This window comes from Anabaena sp. UHCC 0451 (genome assembly GCF_034931405.1).
GTDB lineage: Bacteria > Cyanobacteriota > Cyanobacteriia > Cyanobacteriales > Nostocaceae > RDYJ01.
In genome coordinates this window covers 62,742-86,586 of sequence record NZ_JAYGHA010000002.1, presented here as the reverse complement: position 1 = coordinate 86,586, position 23,845 = coordinate 62,742, and the positions used below count along the sequence as shown (strand labels likewise).

General features: G+C 39.9%; 23 protein-coding genes and 1 tRNA gene. 13 read left to right on the top strand and 11 right to left on the bottom strand.

What is annotated here, in order from left to right; genetic code table 11:
- Nucleotides 1-49 precede the first annotated feature (49 nt).
- Nucleotides 50-571 carry a phosphoribosyltransferase gene (locus tag VB694_RS01940; protein ID WP_323358629.1) on the top strand — a complete coding sequence of 174 codons (522 nt, stop codon included), beginning with the start codon at nt 50-52 and terminating at the stop codon, nt 569-571.
- A 177-nt stretch (nt 572-748) separates the two neighbouring features.
- Here VB694_RS01940 and VB694_RS01935 read toward each other — a convergent pair whose 3' ends face one another.
- Both VB694_RS01935 and VB694_RS01930 read right to left on the bottom strand, forming a co-directional pair.
- Nucleotides 749-1,192, bottom strand: a complete 444-nt coding sequence (locus tag VB694_RS01935; RefSeq protein WP_323358628.1) for a DUF29 domain-containing protein — start codon at nt 1,190-1,192, stop codon at nt 749-751.
- Nucleotides 1,193-1,578: 386 nt separating this feature from the next.
- Complete coding sequence (locus VB694_RS01930) at nt 1,579-2,520, bottom strand: AEC family transporter (protein WP_416233459.1); 942 nt, start codon at nt 2,518-2,520, stop codon at nt 1,579-1,581.
- A 249-nt stretch (nt 2,521-2,769) separates the two neighbouring features.
- On the opposite strand from VB694_RS01930, the gene VB694_RS01925 reads away from it, so the two are divergent.
- Nucleotides 2,770-3,564 (top strand): M15 family metallopeptidase, encoded by a 795-nt coding sequence (locus VB694_RS01925; protein ID WP_323358627.1) that lies wholly within the window; start codon nt 2,770-2,772, stop codon nt 3,562-3,564.
- A gap of 97 nt (nt 3,565-3,661) precedes the next feature.
- On the opposite strand, the gene mrdA is transcribed toward VB694_RS01925, so the two are convergent.
- Nucleotides 3,662-5,473, bottom strand: coding sequence for a penicillin-binding protein 2 (mrdA, locus tag VB694_RS01920; protein WP_323358626.1), 1,812 nt, complete (start codon nt 5,471-5,473; stop codon nt 3,662-3,664).
- 207 nt (nt 5,474-5,680) lie between these two features.
- Between mrdA and VB694_RS01915 the strand changes: the two genes are divergently transcribed.
- The 5 genes from VB694_RS01915 (at nt 5,681) to gmk (ending at nt 10,165) form a co-directional block, all read left to right on the top strand.
- Nucleotides 5,681-6,829, top strand: coding sequence for an ABC transporter ATP-binding protein (locus VB694_RS01915; protein WP_323358625.1), 1,149 nt, complete (start codon nt 5,681-5,683; stop codon nt 6,827-6,829).
- Between the two features lie 15 nt (nt 6,830-6,844).
- Nucleotides 6,845-7,939 (top strand): spermidine/putrescine ABC transporter substrate-binding protein, encoded by a 1,095-nt coding sequence (locus VB694_RS01910; protein ID WP_323358624.1) that lies wholly within the window; start codon nt 6,845-6,847, stop codon nt 7,937-7,939.
- A 159-nt stretch (nt 7,940-8,098) separates the two neighbouring features.
- Nucleotides 8,099-8,953, top strand: coding sequence for an ABC transporter permease (locus VB694_RS01905; protein WP_323358790.1), 855 nt, complete (start codon nt 8,099-8,101; stop codon nt 8,951-8,953).
- A 231-nt stretch (nt 8,954-9,184) separates the two neighbouring features.
- A complete protein-coding gene (gene remA / locus VB694_RS01900) occupies nt 9,185-9,451 on the top strand; it encodes an extracellular matrix/biofilm regulator RemA (protein ID WP_200324191.1) in 267 nt (88 codons plus the stop codon).
- 117 nt (nt 9,452-9,568) lie between these two features.
- Entirely contained in the window at nt 9,569-10,165 is a 597-nt protein-coding gene (gene gmk, locus VB694_RS01895; RefSeq protein ID WP_323358623.1) for a guanylate kinase, read from the top strand.
- Nucleotides 10,166-10,238: 73 nt separating this feature from the next.
- On the opposite strand, the gene VB694_RS01890 is transcribed toward gmk, so the two are convergent.
- The 3 genes from VB694_RS01890 to VB694_RS01880 form a co-directional block, all read right to left on the bottom strand.
- Nucleotides 10,239-10,760: a photosystem I reaction center protein subunit XI gene (locus VB694_RS01890; protein ID WP_323358622.1), complete on the bottom strand. Its 522-nt coding sequence runs from the start codon at nt 10,758-10,760 to the stop codon at nt 10,239-10,241.
- Nucleotides 10,761-10,876: 116 nt separating this feature from the next.
- Nucleotides 10,877-11,023 carry a photosystem I reaction center subunit IX gene (gene psaJ, locus VB694_RS01885; protein ID WP_323358621.1) on the bottom strand — a complete coding sequence of 49 codons (147 nt, stop codon included), beginning with the start codon at nt 11,021-11,023 and terminating at the stop codon, nt 10,877-10,879.
- 40 nt (nt 11,024-11,063) lie between these two features.
- Nucleotides 11,064-11,558, bottom strand: coding sequence for a Photosystem I reaction center subunit III (locus tag VB694_RS01880; RefSeq protein WP_323358620.1), 495 nt, complete (start codon nt 11,556-11,558; stop codon nt 11,064-11,066).
- A 459-nt stretch (nt 11,559-12,017) separates the two neighbouring features.
- Here VB694_RS01880 and tsaD point away from each other — a divergent pair, with 459 nt between their 5' ends.
- Nucleotides 12,018-13,061, top strand: coding sequence for a tRNA (adenosine(37)-N6)-threonylcarbamoyltransferase complex transferase subunit TsaD (gene tsaD, locus VB694_RS01875; RefSeq protein WP_323358619.1), 1,044 nt, complete (start codon nt 12,018-12,020; stop codon nt 13,059-13,061).
- A gap of 67 nt (nt 13,062-13,128) precedes the next feature.
- Here the strand turns inward: tsaD and VB694_RS01870 are convergent, their stop codons facing one another.
- The 3 genes from VB694_RS01870 to VB694_RS01860 form a co-directional block, all read right to left on the bottom strand.
- Nucleotides 13,129-14,043: an alpha/beta hydrolase gene (locus VB694_RS01870; protein WP_323358618.1), complete on the bottom strand. Its 915-nt coding sequence runs from the start codon at nt 14,041-14,043 to the stop codon at nt 13,129-13,131.
- A gap of 199 nt (nt 14,044-14,242) precedes the next feature.
- On the bottom strand, nt 14,243-14,962 hold the full coding sequence (locus VB694_RS01865; protein WP_323358617.1) for a hypothetical protein: 720 nt from the start codon (nt 14,960-14,962) through the stop codon (nt 14,243-14,245).
- 102 nt (nt 14,963-15,064) lie between these two features.
- On the bottom strand, nt 15,065-16,291 hold the full coding sequence (locus tag VB694_RS01860; protein ID WP_323358616.1) for a transposase: 1,227 nt from the start codon (nt 16,289-16,291) through the stop codon (nt 15,065-15,067).
- Nucleotides 16,292-16,851: 560 nt separating this feature from the next.
- On the opposite strand from VB694_RS01860, the gene VB694_RS01855 reads away from it, so the two are divergent.
- From VB694_RS01855 to prmC, 5 genes are all read left to right on the top strand, one after another.
- Nucleotides 16,852-16,995 carry a hypothetical protein gene (locus tag VB694_RS01855; protein WP_323358615.1) on the top strand — a complete coding sequence of 48 codons (144 nt, stop codon included), beginning with the start codon at nt 16,852-16,854 and terminating at the stop codon, nt 16,993-16,995.
- Between the two features lie 60 nt (nt 16,996-17,055).
- Entirely contained in the window at nt 17,056-17,583 is a 528-nt protein-coding gene (locus VB694_RS01850; protein WP_323358614.1) for a GNAT family N-acetyltransferase, read from the top strand.
- A gap of 276 nt (nt 17,584-17,859) precedes the next feature.
- A tRNA-Pro gene (locus VB694_RS01845) sits at nt 17,860-17,933 on the top strand.
- A 711-nt stretch (nt 17,934-18,644) separates the two neighbouring features.
- Nucleotides 18,645-19,439 carry a Tic22 family protein gene (locus tag VB694_RS01840; protein ID WP_323358613.1) on the top strand — a complete coding sequence of 265 codons (795 nt, stop codon included), beginning with the start codon at nt 18,645-18,647 and terminating at the stop codon, nt 19,437-19,439.
- 8 nt (nt 19,440-19,447) lie between these two features.
- Nucleotides 19,448-20,344, top strand: coding sequence for a peptide chain release factor N(5)-glutamine methyltransferase (prmC, locus tag VB694_RS01835; RefSeq protein WP_323358612.1), 897 nt, complete (start codon nt 19,448-19,450; stop codon nt 20,342-20,344).
- A gap of 35 nt (nt 20,345-20,379) precedes the next feature.
- Here the strand turns inward: prmC and VB694_RS01830 are convergent, their stop codons facing one another.
- Nucleotides 20,380-20,865 carry a plastocyanin/azurin family copper-binding protein gene (locus VB694_RS01830; RefSeq protein WP_323358611.1) on the bottom strand — a complete coding sequence of 162 codons (486 nt, stop codon included), beginning with the start codon at nt 20,863-20,865 and terminating at the stop codon, nt 20,380-20,382.
- 26 nt (nt 20,866-20,891) lie between these two features.
- Nucleotides 20,892-23,705, bottom strand: coding sequence for a pitrilysin family protein (locus VB694_RS01825; RefSeq protein WP_323358610.1), 2,814 nt, complete (start codon nt 23,703-23,705; stop codon nt 20,892-20,894).
- Nucleotides 23,706-23,845: the final 140 nt, after the last annotated feature.

The following is a 23,845-nucleotide window of genomic DNA, read 5'->3' as shown; positions in this document are numbered from 1 at the left end:
AATTGGGATTTACTTGCTGTGCTAACTAAAAAATACTTTCCTGCATTTTATGTCAGACCTTTACATTTCCTGGTCAGATTATCACCATAAAATCGAACAATTGGCTGTCAAGATTTATCAATCAGGTTGGGAATTCAATCAAATTGTCTGTCTTGCTAGAGGTGGACTGCGAGTGGGTGATATTTTATCACGGATATACAATCAACCCTTAGCAATTTTAGCTACATCATCTTACAACGGTGCTGGTAAACAAGAAAGGGGTGGTTTAATAGTTTCCCCTCACTTAACGATGACTACCGACAGGTTAGGTTCCCGAATTTTGTTAGTAGATGATTTAGTAGACTCTGGGGTTACGCTACAACAAACTATTCCTTGGTTAAAAGAAAATAGCGAGTTTCCTATTGAGGAAATCCGTACTGCTGTAATTTGGTATAAAGCCTGTTCAGTTATTACTCCAGATTACTACACTGATTATTTACCCGATAATCCTTGGATTCATCAACCTTTTGAACATTACGAACATACAACCCCTAAAGAATTGGCAGAAAAGCAAAATTTAGCAATTACATAATCAATAAGTTTGAAAAGGCGACTAGAAGTCGCGGCTACACAGACAAAACCCACCTCCGTGGGTTTCAAATCCTTGATTTTTCATTAGTCCACGCAGATGGAGTTGGCTTGTATAGTAGTGTTCGCGAAGCGTGCCGGAGGCATCTTTATATTCGCCCAAAACTTTTCAAACATCCTCTTACACATAATTTTCATCTAAAAGTTGTTCTAAAGTATAAGGACAATCTTCGGGAAAATCTATTTTAAATCTAGTTTTTTGCTTCACATATTTTAAAGCACTTCTATAAATCTTTTCTAATTCACTGTAGAGATAATTTTGTAAATTATTGGTTAATAATCTCTCAATTTGGTTGCGAAAACCAATAATTTCTGGTTGCCAATAATTACTATTCATTTCATATTCTTCTGTCCAATAGTGTAATAATAAAAAATGCCTAATTATTTGTTCTAATAAACTAGCAACAGCATTTTTATCTCTTTTGCCCAAAGCCTCTAACTCCTCAATTAGATTATTTAAGTCTAAATCTTGAAACCGTTTTTCCTTGAGTAAAATAATTGTTTCTTCTAACCATAAATTTTCATCTAGTTCATATAAAGATTGTAAATCTGTGTTTACGGTCATAATTTACCTCTCCTTTGATAAATTATTAACAGTCATTCCTTGATCCGTTTTTCCATACTTATGTTTATTTTACCAAAATTCATGAATTGTTTACATTACAGCAGATTGCAGATCAATGACGTACAGAATCAAAATTGAAACCTATACACAAAACCAGTTTCACTCCTGACTCCTGAATTCTGCTGTAATTTAAAGCCATTTATTTAAGTTTTTCTTTTTTTGGCGCTATACAGCCTTTCCTAGAATGAGGTACAAAATTATCTGCGTTCATCTGCGTTTAAATTTTGTCTGAATCAGGATGTCCAGGATTGCCTGCTACGGAGGAGCTACGCTAACAGGATTTACAGGATGTAGTTTACCAATTACCAATTACCCATTACCTATCTTCAAAACAACCACAACCAAATCGGCAGAGTAACCAACAATACAATATTACCCATTGCTAAAGCCGTCACAGCCAAATCACGATCTAAATCAAAAGTTTCGGCTAATACCAGTGTGGCAAAAGCTGGAGGCATAGCCATTTGCAAAACTACTACCTGTGCGGCTTCACCAGTAACACCAAAAAACCGTAAACTGCTGCCTAAAATCAAAGGCACTAATAGCATTTTGATCAAAATACTGATGACTGCTGGTTTGAGTTTGTACCAAGAACTCAGCAGTGAAAGCCTCATACCAATTAAAATCAAAGATAATGCTAAAGCAAACCAAGCTGATGTATTTAAGCCAAATTCCATCACTGGGGGAATTGTCACTTGGCGAAATAGTAGCCCAAACCCAAAACTCCATAAGGCAGGATTGATTAATATAGCTTTAGCCATCTGTTGATGATTTCGGGCTTTGCTACCAAAACGGGCTGCCAGTAATACCCCCAGACCATAAGCCCCGAATAAAGTCCCCAATAAATCGTAAAATAAAGCCCAAGCAAAGTATTCTTTGCCGACCATTGCTAAAGTGATAGGAAAGCCTAGATAACCAGTGTTACCGACCATTGACGCTAGAATCAAACTACCTTGGGTTGATAGTTGGGGCAGAGATTTTGTCAAATAGGCTTGACCTTTGATCACTATCCAGGCTAAAAATGCTCCTAGAAAAATCGCTAAATAGGCGATCGCAGGTGCAACCCAAATCTGTCCTGATAAGTCGGTTTGCCTTAAAAAAGCGACAATACTGATCGGTACTCCTACCCAAAACAGAAAATGACCCAAACGAGTAGGAAATATGGCAGGTAATTTACGTCCCAAAATCACCCCTACTAGCACTAATCCTACCAATTTGATATATAGTTCAAAGAGATTTATCAAGATTCTACTTAAAAAAAGAGACATAAAATGATATCTATTTTGATAATTTTTTTCCAGGCTCAAATTTTGAATAATAATAAGAAAAAGATTGGAAATAATGACAAGGGAAAAGAATCCGGGCGACTAGAAGAAGTCACGATTACACAGGCAAAACCCACCTGCGTGGGTTTTAAATTTCTTAGTCCGCGCAGGCGGACTTTGTTTGTATAGCTGCGATTTCTAATCGCTTATTTTTACTAAAATCCCAAATTGTACACAAGCAGGAGTAGACACTTGAAAAAGGCTGGGTTTCCAGGAAAACCGCAAAACTCATCACCAGAACCCGGTGATGATATTCCAGCGGCTTTACGCGATACTCCTGATAGCGGTTCTAAGCTGCGCGTGCAACCGCTAGTTTTGGTGATTGGGGGGGTATTAGGATTTGTAGTGATGGCTGTAGGTAGTGGTTTTTTATTTTTTCTGACAGCGCCTCAAGAAAATGCGGAAAATCAACCAACACCTGTTAATTCTATACCAGCAGCAACTAATACCCCAGCTATTAATAATGATACGGTTTTGGGGCATTTGGCATATCCTGAAGCACCAGAATCTGAATTGTTACCAATTACTGCCGATGGACGGATCAGAATGCGAACAGCAGCCGCCCAAAGGTTTCAGCAAATGGCACAAGCAGCAAGAAGCGCAGGTATAATTTTGGTGCCAATTTCTGGTTTTCGAGCAGTGAAAGAGCAAGAACAGTTATTTTTTAATGTTGGCGCTCAACGTAATCAAACCCCCGCCCAAAGAGCCGCCCTCAGCGCCCCTCCTGGTCATAGCGAACATCATACAGGCTATGCTGTGGATATAGGAGATGGAGGAGTACCAGCAACTAACCTACAAGCTAATTTTGAGAATACCAAAGCTTTTGTATGGCTGCAAGCTAATGCGGCGCGGTTTGGGTTTGAATTGTCTTTTCCCAAGGATAATACTCAAGGAGTGAGTTATGAACCTTGGCATTGGCGTTTTGTAGGCGATCGCAACAGCTTAGAAACATTTTATAAAGCCCGAAATATCAAACCTGTACAGTGATTAGTCCTTAGTCCTTAGTCATTAGTCATTAGTTATTAGTCATTGGGTTATTAACCTCTCCCTGCTCCCTGCTCCCCTGCCTCTTCGCTGTCACCTGTCACCTGTCACCTTTTTTGTACTTCCCTGGATACTTGCGGGCAAAATAATCCTCCATAATTTCTAAAATCATTGGTGCGGCCACACTACCGCCACCACCCCCGGAATGTTCACCAAAAGCCACAACTAAAATTTCTGGTTTATCCGCAGGTGCATAAGCACCAAACCAAGCATGATTTTGTTTGATTCCACGAATATTCCAAGCTTCTGCTGTACCACTCTTACCAGCTACAGGGGGAAGAGTTGGTTTATTTAAAACTTTACCTGTACCTTCAGATATTACTTTCCGCAATCCATCACGGAGGATTTTGATAGTTATCGGCTTCATATTTAAAGATTTACGCCATTTTTGTGCGTCCCCATTGTCTTTAAGCAAATGTGGTTGCACTCGATAACCACCATTAGCTGGTACAGCAAACATCACAGCCACTTGTAAAGGAGTAGTTTGTAAAGCACCTTGACCAATGGTCATATTAATAGTATCGCCTATAGTCCAAGGCATTTTCCAGACTTTCCGCTTCCAGTTGTCATCGGGAACTAAACCTTTAGCTTCCTCTGTGACAAAATCAAAGCCAGTTTTTTCACCAAAGCCATATTTACGAGTCCATTCAATCAAAGTAGGTCCACCTATACCTTTACCAATTTGATAGAAGAAAGTATCACTACTCCACTGCATTGCACCTACAAAACCTAAGGGACCAAATCCCGCATGATTCCATTCACCAAATCTTGTCCCACCGATAACCAAATAAGGATATGTTTGTAAAATGACATTAGGAGAAAATTTACCTGATTCTATAGCTGCTGTGTTGGTGACAATTTTAAACGTACTAGCTGGGGGAAAAACACTTAAAGCCCGATTCACCAAAGGATGTTCAGCACCTTGGACGGTTTCCCAGTCTTTTTGAGAGAGTTTTTGTTTAGAAAAAATATTCGGGTCAAAGGTAGGATGGGATACCATCGCTAAAACTTCACCATTGTTGGGGTTGAGTGCGATAATTGATCCATTGCGTTTACCTAAAGCTTTTTCCGCTGCTTTTTGGATATCTAAATCTATAGTCAAGTGTAAATCATTACCTGCTTTTGCCTGTTTCTCTCCCAATACCCGCAGTGGTCTACCAGCACCATCCACCTCTACTTGCTGACCGCCCCATTCACCCCGCAGGGTTTTTTCATAGGCTTTTTCCACACCCATTTGCCCAATGACATCACCGAGACGATAGCCTTCAGATTTGCGTTTTTTTAACTGTTCTGCTGTTAGTTCGCGGGTATAGCCGAGTATATGGGCTAATTGCCTACCATCAGGATAGTAACGTACTGCTTCTGTATTGATTTCTACATTTGGTAATTCAGTTTCATATTCTTTTAAGGCTGTGACTTGTGCTTCATTTAAGTCACGAGCAATGCGAATCAAAGAAAAAGAATTAGCCCCTGCTTGTTCTAGTTTCTTTTCCATCTCCTCTTGAGGAATATCGAGGATTTGGGACAGACGGGGACCGACAACTGACCATGAGGGCTTAGTATGTGCCATTGGCCACAAATGAACAGAGCGCGGATAGCGAGTAGTAGCTAAAAGTTTGCCATTACGGTCAAAAATGTTGCCTCTTTCCGGTTGTTTGGGAATCATCCGAATCCGGTTAGACTCTGCCCGTTGCCGCAGTTTTGGACCTTCAAGAATTTGCAAATAAACTAAACGAGCGCCTATTCCAGAGGTCATCAATAAAGTGAATACTATTAAAAATAGTGACTGGGAACTACGCCCAACTGTACGAGTATTTTTTTGACTACTAAGTGGTAATGGTAATATAGCCATAAGATTAAAAAGACGCATGAAATTAATATTATCTGTAAACAGTGCTTTGTAACCCCTATCCGGCATTGAGACAAAACAAATGGCAAGTATATTTTTAACAAGGGTGTATTTGCCAGATACAATAAATCAAAGTGTGATTTTTAATCTATTTTATCGCCTACATTGCTCAACTAAGTTTCATCATATCAAGGCATTCTACTGAAGATTATGGCTCAAACTGCAATGCAGAATCAGAGGAGTTTAACTACTTTTCAGCCGCTTGATGTTGAACTGCGGAACGTCTTTAAGTTTTTCAACCAAGAAGCAGCAGTACATGGTGTGGACTTGGATGTTAGACAGGGAGAGTTCTTTAGTATTTTAGGACCTTCTGGTTGTGGTAAAACCACTATACTCCGGTTAATTGCCGGGTTTGAACGGGTGGATGCAGGAAAATTGCTGATTCAAGGCCAGTCAATGATTAATGTGCCTCCTTACAAAAGACCTGTAAATACTGTATTTCAAAGCTATGCTCTGTTTAATCACTTGAATGTGTGGGATAACATCGCTTTTGGATTAAGGTTGCAAAAATTATCCAAATCAGAAATTGTCAGCAGAGTTACGGAAGCTTTAAAGCTGGTGAAAATGGCAAGTTTGCGATCGCGTTTACCTTCTCAGCTTTCTGGTGGTCAACAACAACGGGTAGCTTTAGCTAGGGCTTTAGTTAATCGTCCTACTGTCTTACTTTTAGATGAACCATTGGGAGCATTAGATCTAAAACTGCGTAAGGAAATGCAAGTGGAGTTATGCAATCTCCACAAAGAGTTAGGATTGACTTTTATCATGGTGACACACGATCAGGAAGAAGCTCTATCCTTATCTGATCGCATCGCAGTGATGAATCAAGGCAAAATTGAGCAAGTTGGTACTCCTAGCACAATTTACGAACGTCCGCAAACCGCTTTTGTGGCTGATTTTATTGGTGATACAAATTTGTTTAGTGGGGAAATTACTACGATTGATGCAGAGTCTGTACAGATTTTGACTAAAACCGGATTGTCTATTGTTGTTGCTCGTACAGAAGAAACTCCTATAGAACTATTGCAAGCAGTAGCATTAAGTGTCCGTCCTGAAAAAATTCAGATTTCCCTTTATCAACCCAATCTGCGTACAAACTGCTTTGAAGGTAGGCTCGTTAATATTATGTATTTGGGTACTCATGTTAATTATGTCGTGGAATTAGCCAACGGCATCAATGTTAATGTTTTACAACCCAACACTTTTGGTAGTCTACCAGACCGGAACACGCCTATATATATTTGGTGGGCAGAAACTGATTGTTTAGCTATTAGTCAAACATCAAGGGTTAATCAACAATAAACCATGATGATGAACATGACTAGGAGAAGAAAATTTCTCAAAAATATAGCGTTGTTTTCTAGCTTGTCTTTAAGTAGTTGTGGCTGGAGATTAGCTAATGTTAGCACCAATAATAATTATAATGGTGCTAGTTCCGGCAAAAGTGATGAATTGTATATATATACATGGAGTCAATATACCGATCAACAATTACTATCTACCTTTACTTCCCAAACTGGCATCAAAGTTTTAGCAGATGTTTTTGATTCCAATGATGTGATGCTGGCTAAATTACAAGCTGGAGGTGGCGCTAGTTATAGCATTATCTATCCATCTGATTATATGGTGCAGAAGATGGTAGAGAAAAATTTGTTAGCAGAAATTAATCACGAATATTTAATTGGGTTGGAAAATTTATTCACCCAATTTAAGAATCCTAGTTATGACCCTGATAACCGTTATAGTATTCCTTTTAGTTGGGGAACAACAGGGTTACTTTACAACTCTGAAAAACTGGAAACTGCACCTGAAGATTGGGAATATCTTTGGCAAAACCAAGAAAAGCTTTATAAGCGAATGACCTTATTGAATGATGTGCGGGAGGTAATGGGAGCAACATTAAAGATGCTAGGTTATTCTTATAATTCTCAAAATGAGATGGAAATTAAAGCAGCTTATGAGAAATTGAAATCATTAAAACCTGCGATCGCCGCTTTTGACACCGATGCTTGGCAAAACCAAATTCTGGCAGGAGATTTGTGGTTAGCTATGTGTTATTCTGCCGATGGCGTGAAGATATCAAAAGAAAATCCCAAACTCAAATATGTGATTCCCCGCAGTGGTTCTTCACTATGGACAGACACTATTGTAATTCCCAAAACAGCCCCTAATCGATCTGGTGCGTATAGCTGGATTAACTTACTATTGCAAACAGATGTAGCCGCCGAAATCAGCAGAAGATTAAATATTGCTACACCCAATCATGCTGGATTTGAACAATTACCACAAGAAATTCAAAATAATACTAGTTTATTCCCCCCCCAATCAATTTTAGATAAGTGTGAACGCCTAACTCCCATAGGTAAATTTGAGGAAGTTTATGAGCGATATTGGACTCAATTACTAGCGTGAATGTACTACTGGCTGTTAATTTATTTTTGTCAATTAACAATTACCAATTACCAGCCCAAACAGATAATATATAAAATCTCAGCCAATTGGTATCAGCTTGTGTCTATTCAAATTCCTCAGCCCTCAGTTGCATCTCCGAGTCATACAAAAAAACCACAACTGCATCGCTATCCTTTTAAATGGCTACCAGTTGTGTCCTTACTATCACCATCAGGGATTTGGTTATTACTATTATTGTTACTACCAACATTAATAATTTTTCAATTGAGTTTAGTGACAGATATCCGACCAGGAGATATTGTCAATCCTAACGGCGTTGATAACTATATCCGTATTCTAGAACCGCTTTATTTACGAGTTATATTTAATTCCCTATTTTTGGCAGTTAATACGACAATTATTTGTTTAATTTTGGGTTTTCCTGTTGCTTATTGGATTGCCCAAATGACACCAAAACGCTGGCGAAATTTGCTGTTATTAGGCTTTGTTTTGCCTTTATGGACTTCCTCTTTACTGCGTTCTTATGCCTGGATTACAATTTTACGTCCCACTGGGTTATTGAACAGCTTACTTACTAGTTTAGGTTTACCAGCTTTGGAATTGCTTAACCGCAGTCCAGCGGTATTAATTGGCATGAGTTACAGTTTACTGCCTTATATGGTGTTAGTTTTATATGCCTCTTTGGAAAAATTAGACCAGCAGTTACTAGAAGCAGCAGCTGATTTGGGTGCAAATCCAGCGCAAACTTTTATGCGTGTAACTGTACCTCAAGTTTTTCCAGGTATTGCGGCTGGTTCTTTACTGGTATTTATCACAGCACTGGGGGACTTTATTGACCCAGAATTACTTGGTGGTGCTTCCAGTATGACAGTAGCACGGTTAGTTTATAATCAGTTTCTGGGAGCTACCCAAAATTGGGGATTTGGTTCAGCTTTGAGTATGACATTAATTTTGGTTGTGAGTATAGCGATCGCCCTAGTGATTAAATTCGGTGATGTTACACCTAAACAATAGCAATTAGATGACTGTAGTCAACTTCCGACTAGCTCCTATGAGTATAATTTTCCCTATACCTTTAGAAATATTTTTGGCAGTTTTAGCTAATAAAAGGCTAAAAGAAAGCAGTTGTTATTAAAAAACTCAAGATATCAAGACTTTAAGCGTTGTAACTACGATTCTTTAGGTATAACATGAGAATAAGTTTATCACAAGCTTTTCCTCGCGCCATTAGCGCCAGTTTTTTTTATGGATATTCAGTTAATCAACATCGGTTTTGGTAACATCGTCTCCGCTAATCGAGTAGTTGCCATTGTCAGTCCAGAATCTGCCCCCATCAAGCGCATCATTACCGATGCCAGGGATAGAGGGCAACTTGTTGACGCAACCTATGGTCGTCGAACTAGGGCTGTAATTATCACTGATTCCAGTCATGTGATTTTATCAGCCATTCAGCCGGAAACAGTAGCAAATCGTTTTGTTATTTCCCGCGACCATCAAACTGTGGAGAATTAATTAGAGGTGGGGCTATCAACCCCCCTATTTGCACCATATCGTCCGTAGGCTCTAATCTTAGACAAGTTTTCTGTCACCAGTGCTACAAAATTTATTAACTCAGAAGTTGAACAGATAATGCCAGTCTTACCCATTCATAATGGTGCTAATACCCCAGAAAACCTGCCCTTGGGCAAGCTGATTGTTTTGACAGGCCCGAGTGGAGTCGGGAAAGGAACTTTGATGCAAACGCTCCTCCAGCGTCATCCAGAACTTTATTATTCAGTATCTGTCACGACTCGTTCTCCTCGAACCGGAGAAATTAACGGTAAAAACTATGACTTTACCTCCCGCAGCCAGTTTGAACAATTAGTTGCTCAAGGGGAATTCTTGGAATGGGCAGAATTTGCTGGTAACTATTACGGGACACCCCGTGCAGCTGTGCTAGAACACATTCAGTCCGGTACGTTGGTAGTTTTAGAAATTGAACTAGAAGGGGCTAGACAAATCCGCGCTTCCTACCCTAACGCCCTCAGCATTTTTATTTTGCCCCCGTCATTTTCAGAATTGGAGAAACGGATACGCGGACGAGGACAGGATTCTGAAGAGGCGATCGCTCGTCGTCTGGGTCGCGCCCTAGAAGAAATTCAAGCCGCAGATGAATTTGATATCCAAATTGTCAATGACGATTTTGAGACTGCTTTACATGAAATTGAAACAATCTTATTTACATAATTAGCACCTAAAAAAATAGGTAATTGCTAGAAATAACTAACAATTACCTATTAATAATGATTCAGAAATGAGATTAACCGACTAAACCTTGGATTAGTCCCAAATTGCTAGTCAAAAAGTAAGCAACTACAGCACCACCAATACCACCGATTAAGAAAGCACTAGCAAAATTATTCCAGCTTTCTTTAGAGTTAAAAGCATCTACTGGAGGATTGGGTACAGTTACACTAGCCAGTGCTTTATCAGGATTGCTATTAGCATACAGAGATAGGCAAGCTGTAAGAATTACAACCAAGCCAATGCTACCCAATAAACCAGCTAAGTTAGCATTTGCAGCATCCCGCAGAGGACCCAATTTATCAAAAGGTCCAAAGAGCAAGTAACCATGAGCCATACCTACTTCTAAACCGCGTCTGGAAGGGTTTAAACCAGGGCGATAAGCAGGCAAATTGTTAATGAACCACTTAACCAAAGGAGAAGAGTTAACTGGAGTTTCTAGGTTTCCATCCTGTGGATTACGTCCAGCAGGTCTGACTGTCTCCCGATTTCTGGGATCGCTGGGGAGATTTTTCGATGAATCTACTGCTTGTGCCATATTTTGTGTAGCCTCTAAATTCAGAATCTTGGCATTTATTCAGTTATCAGTAAACAGTTGTTAGTTATCGGGCTGTTTACTGATAACTTTTTACTCATCTAAATCCCGTTTTTACCCTATGGTAGAGGGTGGAAAAGTAAGTCTGGGAAAAACCGGTTGAATTCGATCAAAATACCAGCTGTGATTGTCAACCAGATGGTAGCTGCCACAGGTGCTGTGGAAATAAACTTGATCAAATAGGATGATTCGCTTTTGTCAGCCATGAATTTAATCTCCAAAAACAAGTGAATGAAAGCAGATGAATTAGCGTGGAGAAACAGTAATTTCTGAATCCTTAGCTGTTAATTCACCAGAGAGAAATTCCTTGATTGCGGCTGCTGGCCAAGCAAACCCAGTAGTGATAATGGGTAATGCTAAACCCAAATCAATTTGGATTTCTTTTTGCTCAGTATCAGATTCCTTTTTAATCGCTTGTAGATAAGCGCGGCCAACCCAGCCAATCCAACCAGCAATATAGAGAAAGAGAATGCTGGGGATCAAAAAGTCACCAGCGCGGTCAAGGCGACCATCTACAATCAAGTGAGGATAGCCTTCTGGACCACACAGAGCCTGAGAATAACGTTCAAATCGCTTTTTACCTGATTCTGGGTCAGCGGTGGTGTTACGGGCATTTAGGGCAAGCTCTTGAAAAGCGGGAGAGTCTTTGCAAGGTACAAGGTTAGCGCCCAGAGCGTTAGCTGAAGGGGCAAAATTGAACCAAAGACCAATCGCTAAAATCAAAGCAAACAATCGTCTCATTGAGTTGTTTCCTTTTATTACAAAACAAGAAGTTTGTTGTACAAAACGAAGCGGCTTGTACAGTGTTTAATTTAGATAACTAGCAAGTCATCATACTCTTGGCTGGGAATCGAGTAAAGTTTAAGTAAATAAAAGTTAAAGCTTCGCAACCAAAAGTAAGGATTGGGGACTGGGAACTGGGGACTGGGGACTGGGAACTGGGGACTGGGGACTGGGAACTGGGGACTGGGGACTGGGGACGCAGGGGACGCAGGGGACGCAGGGGACGCAGGGGACGCAGGGGAGGAAGATTTTCACCAATAACTAATGACTTCTGCCTCCTGCCTCCTGCCTCCTGCCTTCTGCCTTCTGCCTCTTGCCTCTTGCCTATTCCCTATTCCCTGTTCCCTATTCCCTATTCCCTATTCCCTGTTCCCTGTTCCCTGTTCCCTATTCCCTATTCCCTGTTCCCTATTCCCTATGACAACCGTATTAGCTATCGAAACCAGTTGTGACGAAACTGCTGTGGCAATCGTGAAGAATCGTCAAGTGTGTAGCAGTATCATAGCCTCGCAAATTCCCATTCATCAGCAGTATGGTGGGGTAGTGCCAGAGGTAGCATCACGGCAACACTTGGAAACGCTAAATCAAGAAATAGCGCAAGCTATGGATGAAAGTTCAATGGACTGGGGACAAATTGATGGTATAGCCGCCACTTGTGCGCCAGGACTGGTAGGAGCATTATTAGTAGGTTTAACGGCTGCTAAGACCCTAGCGATGGTGCATAAAAAACCATTTTTGGGAGTTCATCACCTCGAAGGTCATATCTACGCCACTTACTTGGCACAGCCCAAATTAGATCCCCCATTTCTTAGCTTACTCGTTTCAGGCGGACATACAAGCTTGATTTATGTAAAGGATTGTGGTATTTACGAAACTTTGGGAGAAACCCGTGATGATGCTGCGGGTGAAGCCTTTGATAAAGTGGCGCGGTTATTAAAGCTGGGATATCCGGGCGGACCAGTTATTGACAAGTTGGCACAAATAGGAGATCCCCAAGCTTTTGCACTCCCAGAAGGCAGAATTTCTTTACCGGGTGGCGGTTATCATCCCTACGATAGTAGTTTTAGCGGCTTAAAGACAGCGGTACTGCGTGTAGTGCAGCAGTTAGAGAAAAATGGTGGAGAATTGCCAGTAGCTAATATTGCGGCCAGCTTCCAGGAAACTATAGCCAAAGCTTTAACCAAAAGAGCGATCGCCTGCGCCCGTGACTATGGTTTAAATACAATTGCCATAGGTGGAGGCGTAGCGGCCAACAGTGGACTGCGAAAGCATTTACAAGCAGCAGCAGTCGAGCATCATCTACAAGTCCTGTTCCCCCCCTTAAAATTTTGTACTGACAACGCCGCCATGATAGGCTGTGCAGCAGCTGATCATCTATCCCGTGGACACCAATCTCCTCTAACCTTGGGCGTTCATTCTCGACTACCTTTAACCCAAGTCATGGAATTGTATGGAATGTAGGGAGCAGGGGAGCGGAGGGGAAATATTATCTTTCTTTTGCCTTTTGCCTTTTGCTAATGACTAATGACTAATGACTAATGACTAATGACCGAATATGATCAGCAACGGCATTGGGCTGTTCTAACATTGCTAGATGCCCACAATTAGGAATTTCAATAAAATTATCGCCAACGTATTGGAAAAGTCTATGAAAGCTGGCTAAATGACGTACATATTTGGGTTCCATGACTTTATCATCAGCACCAGCTAAAAAATAAACTGGCTGCTTTAGTTGGGAAACTAACTGAGGTAAGCGATTCACTTCTTCTTCCGTAGTAGAGTCTAAAAGAGACCCTAGTGCAGCTTCTGGATCAGCAACAACAAAGTCAATAACACGTTGACGCGCCCAATAGCGGTCTAAAGGACGTGAAACACTAGTTCTACTAAACAGCAAATCAATTAAAGGTAATTGGTACAACCAACGTGGTCGAATCTGTAGAAATTTTTGACCGCTAGAGCGAAACTGCTCAAAGGCTTCCTTTAGATAAATACCACCACCTGCATTAATACAAACAACACCTTTAACAAGGTCAGGCAGTTGAGCCGCTGTCCATAAAGCAATTGTTCCTCCCAAAGAATGACCAATTAGCCAAGCACTAGGAATATTGAGAACTTCTAAAAGAGCTACTAAATCCTGAGAGTATGCAGATGGAGAATACGTAGCATCAGCAGGATAGCTAACCAATTTAGGATCTGTAGTGGAATTGAGCTTTAAAACAGTTTCTGCCCGATTAAAATCTAAATTGGCATAAGACTGAGATTCTCCAAAACCTCGCAAATCATAAGACAAGCACTGAAAATCCACTGATAGGCGAGAAATCACAGGTTGCCAGTATCCACGGCTATTGAGCCAACCGTGGATAAATACTAAAGCATGGGGGCAAGACGTGGGAGCCGTCAATTCATAAGCGTGTGGAACGCCGAAGATTTCTATTGTTGCCATACGTATATCGTAACCCGAAGGGCGGGTGCGACTAAATACGGAAGGAAAAATAATTCAGGGAGTAGGGGTGCAGGGGTGCAGAGGAGCAGAGGAGAAAATTCTTTCCCAATCCCTAATTCCCAATCACCAATCACCAATCCCCAATCACCAATCACCAATCACCAATCCCCAATCCCCAATCACCAATCCCCAGTCCCTGTTAATGACCAAGTAACCTCTGTCGAACTCCTTCAGCAATTTTGTGACCGAGATATTCAGGAATCAGGCTTTCGTTTGGACCCAATAAATAGAGTATTAGCCGTGTGCGTCCGCGCCAAACTAACAAATTGGCATTGACTACCAACAGGTCTTCTTGCCAGATACCATACATGACTTTATAAAATAATCCTGGTTGATTATCGGCTTCAATCACCAAGGCCGGGAGGTGAAAAACCGGATCGACATAGAACTCAGTTTGTACTTGCTCTAAACCAGCATTGAGATTAAATTCCACAGCTAACATTTCTTCTACCTCAAACCGATTTCCCAGCGCCTCACGAATGGCACGGCAAACATTTTCTGCGGTTTTTTCGGTCAGGGCTTTGCTACCACGGGATACCAGTAATTTGATAAAAACTAACATTGGCGGTTGAATCTGACCATAGAGACTCAAACCGTGAATGGTTAAACCATAAGCTGCCAGTACACCAAAAATATCGCTGAGGAGAAAAGACTGATTACGGTAAGCAAAATGCAGCGCACTTTTGCTACCTTCTGGCTTCATCTCAATTACAGCCCGTCTGGTTTTATATAAACGGTATGCCAGACGCAAATTTTGCAACTGAATCTCACTGCTAACAAATTGCTCATAAAATTGGGGAAACGCTCGGTTAAAGCGTTTTAGGAGTTCCAAAGTCGAAGATTTTAAACCGGAAGTCATTGTGGGAGGTAAGACTTGCTTGCTTTGTTAAAACTAAAGCTAAAAGTGGAAGTTTGATATCATACTAACTACTAATGGAAATTCTACTTGACACTCCCCGGTCTAAAGACGAGGGGATTCTACATTCATAGACTCACCGTTAGACGACAGGTTTACACCAATCGCCCAAGAGGGCAAATCTCCTGTAGCGTAAGTTCCCGTATGCCCTACGGTACTTAATCCTAATTGTAGAATATTGATGCTGGCGTTCACATCTCTATCTTCCACAAACCCACAATGATGACAAACATGAGTTCTAGTTGATAGAGATTTTTGTACTTTTTGACCACAATTAGAACAATTTTGAGAAGTGTTATGTGGAGGAACAGCAATTGTTACCTTCCCATATTTATGTCCAAAGTATTCTAGCCATTGCCTAAAAGTTGACCACCCAGTATCAGAAATTGATTTAGCTAAATGTCGGTTTTTTATCATGTCTTTAACATTTAAGTCTTCATAGGCTACCAAATCGTTAGATTGGATAACGGAATACGCTAATCTCTTGCAATATTCTTTTCGCTGCCTACTTACTCTTAAATGTTTACGAGCATACCTATTTCTAGCTTTGTGGTAGTTGTTAGATTGTCGTTGTTTGGCTTTTTTACGTTCTCTACTGAATTTCTTGGATTTCTTGCGATTAGCACGATTTAGCTGTTTCTCTGACTTACGGTAAAATTTGGGACATTCTTCTACATTGCCTTTGGAATCAGCGATAAAGTAATTAAGCCCCAGGTCTAAACCTACTACTTGATGAGTTGGTTGTGTTTCAACTCGAATATTTAGGTCAATTGCAAATTGGGCATAATACCCATCGGCACGACGTACTAAACGTACTCGTTTAATTTGCTTGATGTCGTAGTAATTCAAGTCATAAGTACCCTTTAATTTGAGAGTACCTATTCCTTTATTGTCAGAGAAAGTGATTGTTTTTCTAGTTTCAGATAGTTTCCAACCGCTTGTTTTATATTCAACAGAACGGCAATTTTTCTTAAACTTGGGAAACCCCTTTTTACCTTTAACTTTTTTCTTACAGTTATCGTGAAATCGAGCTATTACACTCCAAGAACGTTCCGCAGCAGATTGTCTAGCCATTGAATTAAGTTCATCAGCAAAGGAAAATTCAGATGCTAATACCGCACAATATTTGTTAAGATCATATCGCCCCACACCTTTATTCTCCATCCAGTAACGCAAACATTTGTTTTGGATGAATTGACTGGTACGAATAGCTTCATCTATTGCTTGATATTGTTTATCTTTTCCTTTGATTTTGAACTCGTAAATAATCATGGCGACGACCTAAAAACCATATTTTTATGTTAAGATGGTTCACATAATCTGTCAAGATAAAGGATGTGTCAGTAGCGAAATTAGCAATGTTGGTCGATAAGGAATGAACACTTCTTGGTTTTTTTCAAAATATTTGATATATTGCTAACCAATAGGTGTAGTCCAATTAAATGCTGAAAAGCAGCCTATTTAAATAAAACAACAACTGTTTGGAAACCACTAAAGAACCGTGGGGCGCACGGTCTTAAAGCTCAGTCAATGTCTTCATAGAAGAGTCACTGAGAAGCCCACACTCACCCGTTCGCGTAAGCGTGCCAAAGGTATAGGGGAGTGTGTGGAGTACGTCAAGTTATGTGTCTGAAGATAGAGCAAAGACGATAATTTTACTAGTGAATCAACACTCTCAAAGAGAGCTAGTCCTAAGCTGACAATTTTCTAGACAAAGCTATACTTATGTTGACAAAAATCAATATAGTGTGGTTAAAAAAATCACTACTTGATCTATAATCCTAAGATATCAAGTAGTGAATTAAGACTATTGCCGACGCGAAAACCAAGCAATGATAGTAGTAGTCTTTTTCAAAATCTTAACTTTAGAAAGATGGCTACGCCGTAGCCAAGCTAAACGCGTTGGGCTACAGCGTGTAAGTCTACTGAGGGATAACCGCTCCCATGCTCCTGTTGAAGTAGAAAGTAAAGTCTAGCTTTGTCTAGGTTTTATATAGCAGTACCCAATTCAGTCATGTTACCCGAACCACGTTGGCATGGGTTTTTGGAAAACTTGGTTTAGTAGTTCTGAATCTGTAGCGACAAATAAAACAACCGCATTTGAAGAGTATCCACGGGGAGATAGAGGCAACTCTAGCGCCGGTAGCGATAACATCGTTTTCAGCACTGAGCGAGATATCGACCTGTATGAACTAGAAGAACTCTGTGATGCTGTTGGTTGGTCGCGTCGTCCCCTGAGAAAAGTAAAAAAAGCCATTGAGCATAGTTTTCTCGTCGCGTCTATGTGGCAAGTACGAGGAAACAAAAAACGCTTAATTGGTTTTGCCCGTGCTACCTCAGATCATGCTTTTAATGCCACTATTTGGGATGTGGTAGTTCATCCAGACTTCCAAAGTCAAGGACTGGGTAAGGCGTTGATGAAATATGTCCTTAAAAAGCTCAGAAGTGAAGAAATTAGCAATGTTACTCTCTTCGCTGATCCCCATGTTGTAGATTTTTACAGGACTATGGGATTTATGCCTGACCCAGAAGGTATTAAAGGGATGTTTTGGTATCCTCAATGATCCTCCATTTGCAAACAAAACAGGTTGCCACCATAAATTCGCTATCATGCCGAAAATGTGCTATTGTTCAGTTGGTTTAGCGAAGAGTAATCATCTAGCAAAATCAACCTCGTCAGGCTCAGTCAACAAAAAAACTCTTAATTAAGGAAGTAATTTAGTTTTTTCCAGTTAAGGGGTTGGCAATCCGCTTTGAGAATGATATAGTTAGAAAGATGCTTGAGCAAAACATAATTACTGTTATGTTTAGCTAAACTATCAATAGTAAAGTGGTATTTTCGGGATGTAGCGCAGCTTGGTAGCGCGCCTGCTTTGGGAGCAGGATGCCGCAGGTTCGAATCCTGTCATCCCGATTTTTGATGAAAGTTAAAATGTTTAATTTACTCGTACCGCTTTGCGAAAGTCAAAAGTCAAAATTAAGACAGAATAGACTTTTCAAACATTGAAAACGGTTAATTCATTTACGCCGCCGTGTACTAGTGACTGAAATAGCCACTATTAGTTGATTTTAATATGGAGAAAATTATAAGAAAATAGGCTGAAAACCCTTGAGGTTAAGCTTCGGAGCTTGGCGTAAAAACTTAACGGTCCTTGATAGCAGGGCTGATGTAAATGCCGCAGCAAATATTTTCAGAAAAGTAAAGGCAACGTTGGGATTAAATCTCGATGGAGTCTATAGGGGCGCTTTGACTATCTCATTAAGTGAATATTGATTGAGTTTTATATAGATTTGTCACAATTTGTTAAAATATTGAAGCGATCGCAGTTGGAACGATTGATGAAGTCATCACGTCACTTGTAACCTGAAACCAATAAAAACGATAAAATAGCGTTGTGTTTGATGAAGAGTCCCGGAAACCACTCACTCCTGGAGAAAAAATATAATAGACTAATGCAGCAATTAATCAATAGCAAGGCAAAATTGAAGACAATTAGGTAAATCTATAAAGTTATTTACAGATAGAATAGCTGATTAGATACTTGCCTCTGGTTTTGTATAAAATCAAGCCATTTTCTGATTGTCTAAGTTAATTCTCTTATTGATATTGAGATGAGGAGTAGTTATGAAATCATTGATTCGCTGGGGCTTAACCTTGGGTTTAGTTGGTAGTACGTTGTTGGGAGGAGTGTTTGCTGGCAGTTTCCCTGTGTTGGCATTATCAGAACAACAAATAAAAGATAAATTAGACTCAGTACCAGTTTACTTGATTACTAATGATAAAGGTCTCCCTTTGAGTCGTACCTTGCCAGCACAAAATGGGCAACAAGCCGGTTCAGTCACAGGCGTTTACATGAGTCGCAAAGAAGCTTTGGCATTTATTAAAGAATTGCAAAATGCCAAAAAGAAAGACCCAAAACTAGAAGACATGGCTAAAAAACTCCAAGTGACAGCCGTTCCTTTAGGTGTAATTTATCAACAATTACAACAAAGTAAAAATCAGTCCAATCGTCTTTTATTCGCCTTTAAGCCTGTAGATCAGGAGATAAAAGGAGCTTTAGCTTTGCTAAAAGCCAGTGGTCAAAAAATAGACCAATTTAAGAGCGTTCCTGTATTCGCAGTGAGATTTGCATCAGATAAAGGATATGTACCAATTCAATTGGGTGCTAATAAACAGCAAATGATTCCTTTGTTCTTAAGTAAACAAGATGCACAAGGTTTGTTGAACCAAGTGAAGCCAAAGTTTCCGACGGCGGATATTCAAGTTATAGATGTGGATGGGGTGATAAAAACTTTAAAAGATAAAAATGATCCCTGGTTAAACCAAGTTCAGTTAGTTCCATCCCCAGAGTCTAGAGAATATATCAAGACTTTGCCCAGAGATAATGCTCCCAAGCCGAAAACTTTACCGTCTAAGTAACATTTAACATGAACAAGCAACAGCCACCAACTGGGATGGAAGTTTGGCAGTGGCGAAATCAAGCTATTCAAGCTGCGATCGCTGCTAATATTTCTCCTGTAGAAGTAGATTGGCTGTTGCAGGAAATAGCTGGATTAGACCGCTTGACACTGCGTTTAGAGTCTTTCAAAGCATGGCAGGTTCTGAAAATGCAGTTGTCTTTGGCAGAATTAGACCAGTTTTGGCAAAGGCGCTTACATGAACATTTACCGATCCAGTATATTGCTGGGTCTACACCTTGGCGAAAGTTTAAACTCGCTGTGTCAAATGCGGTTTTAATTCCTAGACCAGAAACAGAACTGTTGATTGATTTGGCTGTGGTTGCTGCTGAAAGTGGCAGTTTACAATCAGGTCACTGGGCAGATTTGGGGACTGGAAGTGGAGCGATCGCACTAGGTTTAGCTGAGGTATTGACAAATGCCACAATTTATGCAGTTGATGTTAGTTCTGAAGCTTTAGCTGTTGCTGAAACCAATGCTAAAAATTTAGGTTTTGGAGAACGTATTCAATTTTACCAAGGTTCTTGGTGTGAACCCTTGGAATCCTGGAAAGGCCAGTTGAGCGGGATAGTATCAAATCCGCCTTATATTCCTAGTGAGACGGTACTAACTTTGCAACCCGAAGTAGTTAAACATGAACCACATCTAGCGTTAGATGGTGGTGTTGATGGTTTAGATTGTATTCGTCATTTGATCGAAATTTCCCCTGCTTATTTGCGTTCGGGTGGAGTTTTGTTGATGGAAATGATGATGGGACAAGCGGACGTGGTGCGGGAATTACTGGAAAAGAATGGTAATTATTCTCATATTTCCATTCATCATGATTTAGCAGGAATTGAACGTTTTGCTGTGGCCTGTAAAAAGTAGGGAAATTTCTGCACCAGTATTTTCACTGATTAGTTTTATGATTTAATGACGATATCTCCCTTCATCCCTGCTTCAGAATGTCCAGCGATAGTACAACGTAAACCATATTTTCCTGATTTGATTGGTATAAATACCCATTCTGCTTCTGCACCGGGTTTTAATTCTAGCTCGTGAATAGCACCTTTAATTTCTACATTCCCAGCTTCGACTTTTTGTGTCCAAATCCCATCAGCAAAATCTTTACTAGTAAAATAGTGCTTGACAGGACTAGGATTAGTTAACCGGAGATTGTACCGTTTACCAGCTTGAAATTCTAGATAATTTGGCTCAAATTTAAGTTCACCAGCAGCATTACCCAAACTGATTGTAATTTCTGTAGGTGCTTGTTTGAGGATGTCACCAGATAAATTTTCTGCTATTGCTGGAGTTGCACCGATGAAAACTAGAAAACCAAATACTGTCAATATAGAAATAGATACATATAAAAATTTAGTAATTTGGGTTAGTAAGTAAGTACGCATAATTAAAGCTAACTACATAAGTTTTGTTACTTAATAGAATTATCCGCCATGATAGCAGGTCCAGCGGTGACAACTACAAATTTATCAGCATCGAGTAACTGACGAGCAGCTTGATTAACTTCATTTATGGTAATTTTTTGGATTTTTTCGCTAAAAGCACGTAATTCTAGTTCATCTAAGCCATAAAACTCGTTCATGAGAATTCTAGCGGTTAACTGCTCTGGTTTGGACAGAGAAATATTATAGTTACTAATTAAAGTACGTTTAGCGGTTTCTACTTCCAGTTTGGTGACACCTTGCTGATGTAGTTGTTTTAAGAGTTTGCGGGTAGTGGAGATAGCGCGATTAGTATCTTCGGGACTGGTTTGCATTTCAATTAAGAATGTCCCAATATTCTTTCCCCCTTGGAAGTTGCTATAAATTTGGTATGTTAGACCCAAGCGATCGCGCACTTCTGATCCCAGTCTACTAGATAAAGTATCTCCTCCCAAAATTTGATTCAGTACCAAAGCTGGATAAAATCTAGGATCTCGGCGTTTAACACCTACATAACCCATATAAGTTACAGCTTGGGTTTTACCTGGGAGAACAGAACTAACACGCACTCCCTGATCTGTCATCACCACCAGGGGATATTTTACCATCGCTGGTTTTCCCTGAGCTTGCCAATCACTAAATTGAGTTTCGATGAGCGATCGCACTTTCTCGACATCAAAATCACCTACCAATACTAACACCATTGTATCTGGTCGATAGTGTTTCTGCCTAAAAGCAATCACATCTGCTCGTTGAATTCTCTGTATACTTTCTAGATTGGGAAAAATATGTAATGGATGATTTTGCGGATAAAGTGCTTGAATAAATTTCCGATTAGCCACCTCATCAGCATCATCTAGTTCTAGCTTTATATCATTTAATGCCTGTTGACGACTGAGTTCTAACTCATCAACAGGAAATGTACTATTTTTAACAACATCTGCGATAGTTTCCAACAAAACAGGTAAGTCTTCCCGTAAACTCTTGCTCTGAATACGCACACCTTCTCGTTGGGCTGTAAAATCTAAACTTGCTCCCTTAGCTGCTAAAATATTGGCAATAGTTAATGAATCCTTAGTTTTAGTGCCATTCATCAAATTATCCGCTACCAAGGATGCTAACCCCGCCTTTTCCAGTTGATCAAATTCCTTACCTGCTTTGATATAACCACTTAAAGTCACAGTCGGACTACTATGATCTGGCAATAATAATACCTGCAAACCATTAGCAAAAGTTAATTTTTGAGGTATTTCCAGAGTTTGAGTTAAATCATTAGTAGTATCATCTATGCTTGGTAAATACTTGATTACTTCAGATGCAGCAACTGTTACCCCAGCATTCAAATTTTCTTCAGGTGCTATCAAGGATGATTGATGATGATCATTTTTAGCATCTTCTTGAGGTTCAAAAAAACCAACTGCTGTAGCTTCTGGTTGGAGATACTTGTTAATTACATCCATCACATCCGCAGCTTTTACCTGACGGACTTTTGCTAAATATCGTTCTGTATAGTTATAATCGTCTGCAATTAGTTGATCATTAGCTAACTGCATTCCTTGACTAGTAATATCACGTCTGTTTAAAATTGTGGCAGCTATAAGTTGATTTTTAGCGCGTTCAACTTCCTCTGAAGTTACACCTGTTTCCACCAGTTTCGTAATTGCATTTTGAATATCAATATTGATTTTTGCTAAATCTTGACTTGGTGCAATCGTCACTGATAAATCATACCAGCCAATTGCGCGCAAACTGGCAACATGGGCAGAAATATCAATAGCCAAACCAGATTTTACCAAAACCTGATACAAATAAGAATTCTTTCCCGCTGTTAAAATGTAATCCATTACCCCTAAAGCTGGTATATCTGGATGATTTAAATTTGGTAGGGGATATATCATCTGTAATAGTTTAACCCCTCCTGGTTCTCTTAAAACTACTGGAGACTTAGGAATTTGGGGAATTGGCAATTTGGGAAGTTGGGAAAGTTGTTGACTTTTGGGAATTTTCCCAAAAACCTTCTTAACCGTTTCCAGGGCTTGTGCAGTTGGGAAATCTCCGACAATCACCAAGATAGCATGATCAGGATTATAGAACTGCTGGTAATATTTCCGCACCTGCTCAACCGTCAGTTTTTCCACATCAGATGGAGTACCACCTGTAGGTAAACCATAAGCACTGTCAGGAAATATAGACTTCATCACAGCACGCTTGAGACGGTATTGAGAACTATTTTGATAACCTTGTAACTCAGAAATGACCACCCGCTTTTCACTACTTAGTTGCTGGTTATCAATGAGCAAATTTTGCATCCTGTCTGCTTCCAGTTCCAGCAGAGCTTTTAGTTTTTCCCTTTCCGCAGTATTGTAATACGCCGTTTGTTCATAGCTGGTGAAACCATTGGAGTCACTACCCAAAGCACTAAATAACTTGCCAAACTGAACAGGACGGTTTTTTGTGCCTTTAAACATAATATGCTCTAACTGGTGAGCAATACCATTTATTCCTGATGCTTCATTAGCTGACCCTACATTATACCACACTTGCACCGTTACAACTGGTGCATTATGAACTTCTTTAGTTAAGACTGTTAACCCATTGTCCAGCACAGTCTTCTGAACATTATTTGTCACTGTGAGATTATTTGTTTTATTGTCTACGAATATTTGCTGATAATGTTCCCGGTTAATTTTGACTAAATTTTGGCGATCGCCAGACATTAGCTTCAACGAAAATGCTGCTATCAGCGAAAAAAGGAATAAAAATAGAGGAACCCGATATCGATGGAAGCTAGAAATAACAAACATATATTTTCTAAATATAAGTAAATAAGACTACATCTTTTTTACCTATACAGCTGTAGTTTAAATTTTCTGGAAAATTTTGGGAAGAAGGAGTCAGGAGTCAGGAGTCAGGAGTCAGGAGTCAGGATAAAGAAACATATTTA

What these genes read in the sequence shown, in the direction of transcription:
- VB694_RS01940 (WP_323358629.1), top strand. Translation starts at nt 50, where the DNA reads ATGTCAGACCTTTACATTTCCTGGTCAGATTATCACCATAAAATCGAA.
- VB694_RS01935 (WP_323358628.1), bottom strand. Translation starts at nt 1,192, where the DNA reads ATGACCGTAAACACAGATTTACAATCTTTATATGAACTAGATGAAAAT.
- VB694_RS01930 (WP_416233459.1), bottom strand. Translation starts at nt 2,520, where the DNA reads ATGTCTCTTTTTTTAAGTAGAATCTTGATAAATCTCTTTGAACTATAT.
- mrdA (WP_323358626.1), bottom strand. Translation starts at nt 5,473, where the DNA reads ATGGCTATATTACCATTACCACTTAGTAGTCAAAAAAATACTCGTACA.
- VB694_RS01915 (WP_323358625.1), top strand. Translation starts at nt 5,681, where the DNA reads ATGGCTCAAACTGCAATGCAGAATCAGAGGAGTTTAACTACTTTTCAG.
- VB694_RS01910 (WP_323358624.1), top strand. Translation starts at nt 6,845, where the DNA reads ATGACTAGGAGAAGAAAATTTCTCAAAAATATAGCGTTGTTTTCTAGC.
- remA (WP_200324191.1), top strand. Translation starts at nt 9,185, where the DNA reads ATGGATATTCAGTTAATCAACATCGGTTTTGGTAACATCGTCTCCGCT.
- gmk (WP_323358623.1), top strand. Translation starts at nt 9,569, where the DNA reads ATGCCAGTCTTACCCATTCATAATGGTGCTAATACCCCAGAAAACCTG.
- VB694_RS01890 (WP_323358622.1), bottom strand. Translation starts at nt 10,760, where the DNA reads ATGGCACAAGCAGTAGATTCATCGAAAAATCTCCCCAGCGATCCCAGA.
- psaJ (WP_323358621.1), bottom strand. Translation starts at nt 11,023, where the DNA reads ATGGCTGACAAAAGCGAATCATCCTATTTGATCAAGTTTATTTCCACA.
- VB694_RS01880 (WP_323358620.1), bottom strand. Translation starts at nt 11,558, where the DNA reads ATGAGACGATTGTTTGCTTTGATTTTAGCGATTGGTCTTTGGTTCAAT.
- tsaD (WP_323358619.1), top strand. Translation starts at nt 12,018, where the DNA reads ATGACAACCGTATTAGCTATCGAAACCAGTTGTGACGAAACTGCTGTG.
- VB694_RS01870 (WP_323358618.1), bottom strand. Translation starts at nt 14,043, where the DNA reads ATGGCAACAATAGAAATCTTCGGCGTTCCACACGCTTATGAATTGACG.
- VB694_RS01865 (WP_323358617.1), bottom strand. Translation starts at nt 14,962, where the DNA reads ATGACTTCCGGTTTAAAATCTTCGACTTTGGAACTCCTAAAACGCTTT.
- VB694_RS01860 (WP_323358616.1), bottom strand. Translation starts at nt 16,291, where the DNA reads ATGATTATTTACGAGTTCAAAATCAAAGGAAAAGATAAACAATATCAA.
- VB694_RS01855 (WP_323358615.1), top strand. Translation starts at nt 16,852, where the DNA reads ATGATAGTAGTAGTCTTTTTCAAAATCTTAACTTTAGAAAGATGGCTA.
- VB694_RS01850 (WP_323358614.1), top strand. Translation starts at nt 17,056, where the DNA reads ATGGGTTTTTGGAAAACTTGGTTTAGTAGTTCTGAATCTGTAGCGACA.
- VB694_RS01840 (WP_323358613.1), top strand. Translation starts at nt 18,645, where the DNA reads ATGAAATCATTGATTCGCTGGGGCTTAACCTTGGGTTTAGTTGGTAGT.
- prmC (WP_323358612.1), top strand. Translation starts at nt 19,448, where the DNA reads ATGAACAAGCAACAGCCACCAACTGGGATGGAAGTTTGGCAGTGGCGA.
- VB694_RS01830 (WP_323358611.1), bottom strand. Translation starts at nt 20,865, where the DNA reads ATGCGTACTTACTTACTAACCCAAATTACTAAATTTTTATATGTATCT.
- VB694_RS01825 (WP_323358610.1), bottom strand. Translation starts at nt 23,705, where the DNA reads ATGTTTGTTATTTCTAGCTTCCATCGATATCGGGTTCCTCTATTTTTA.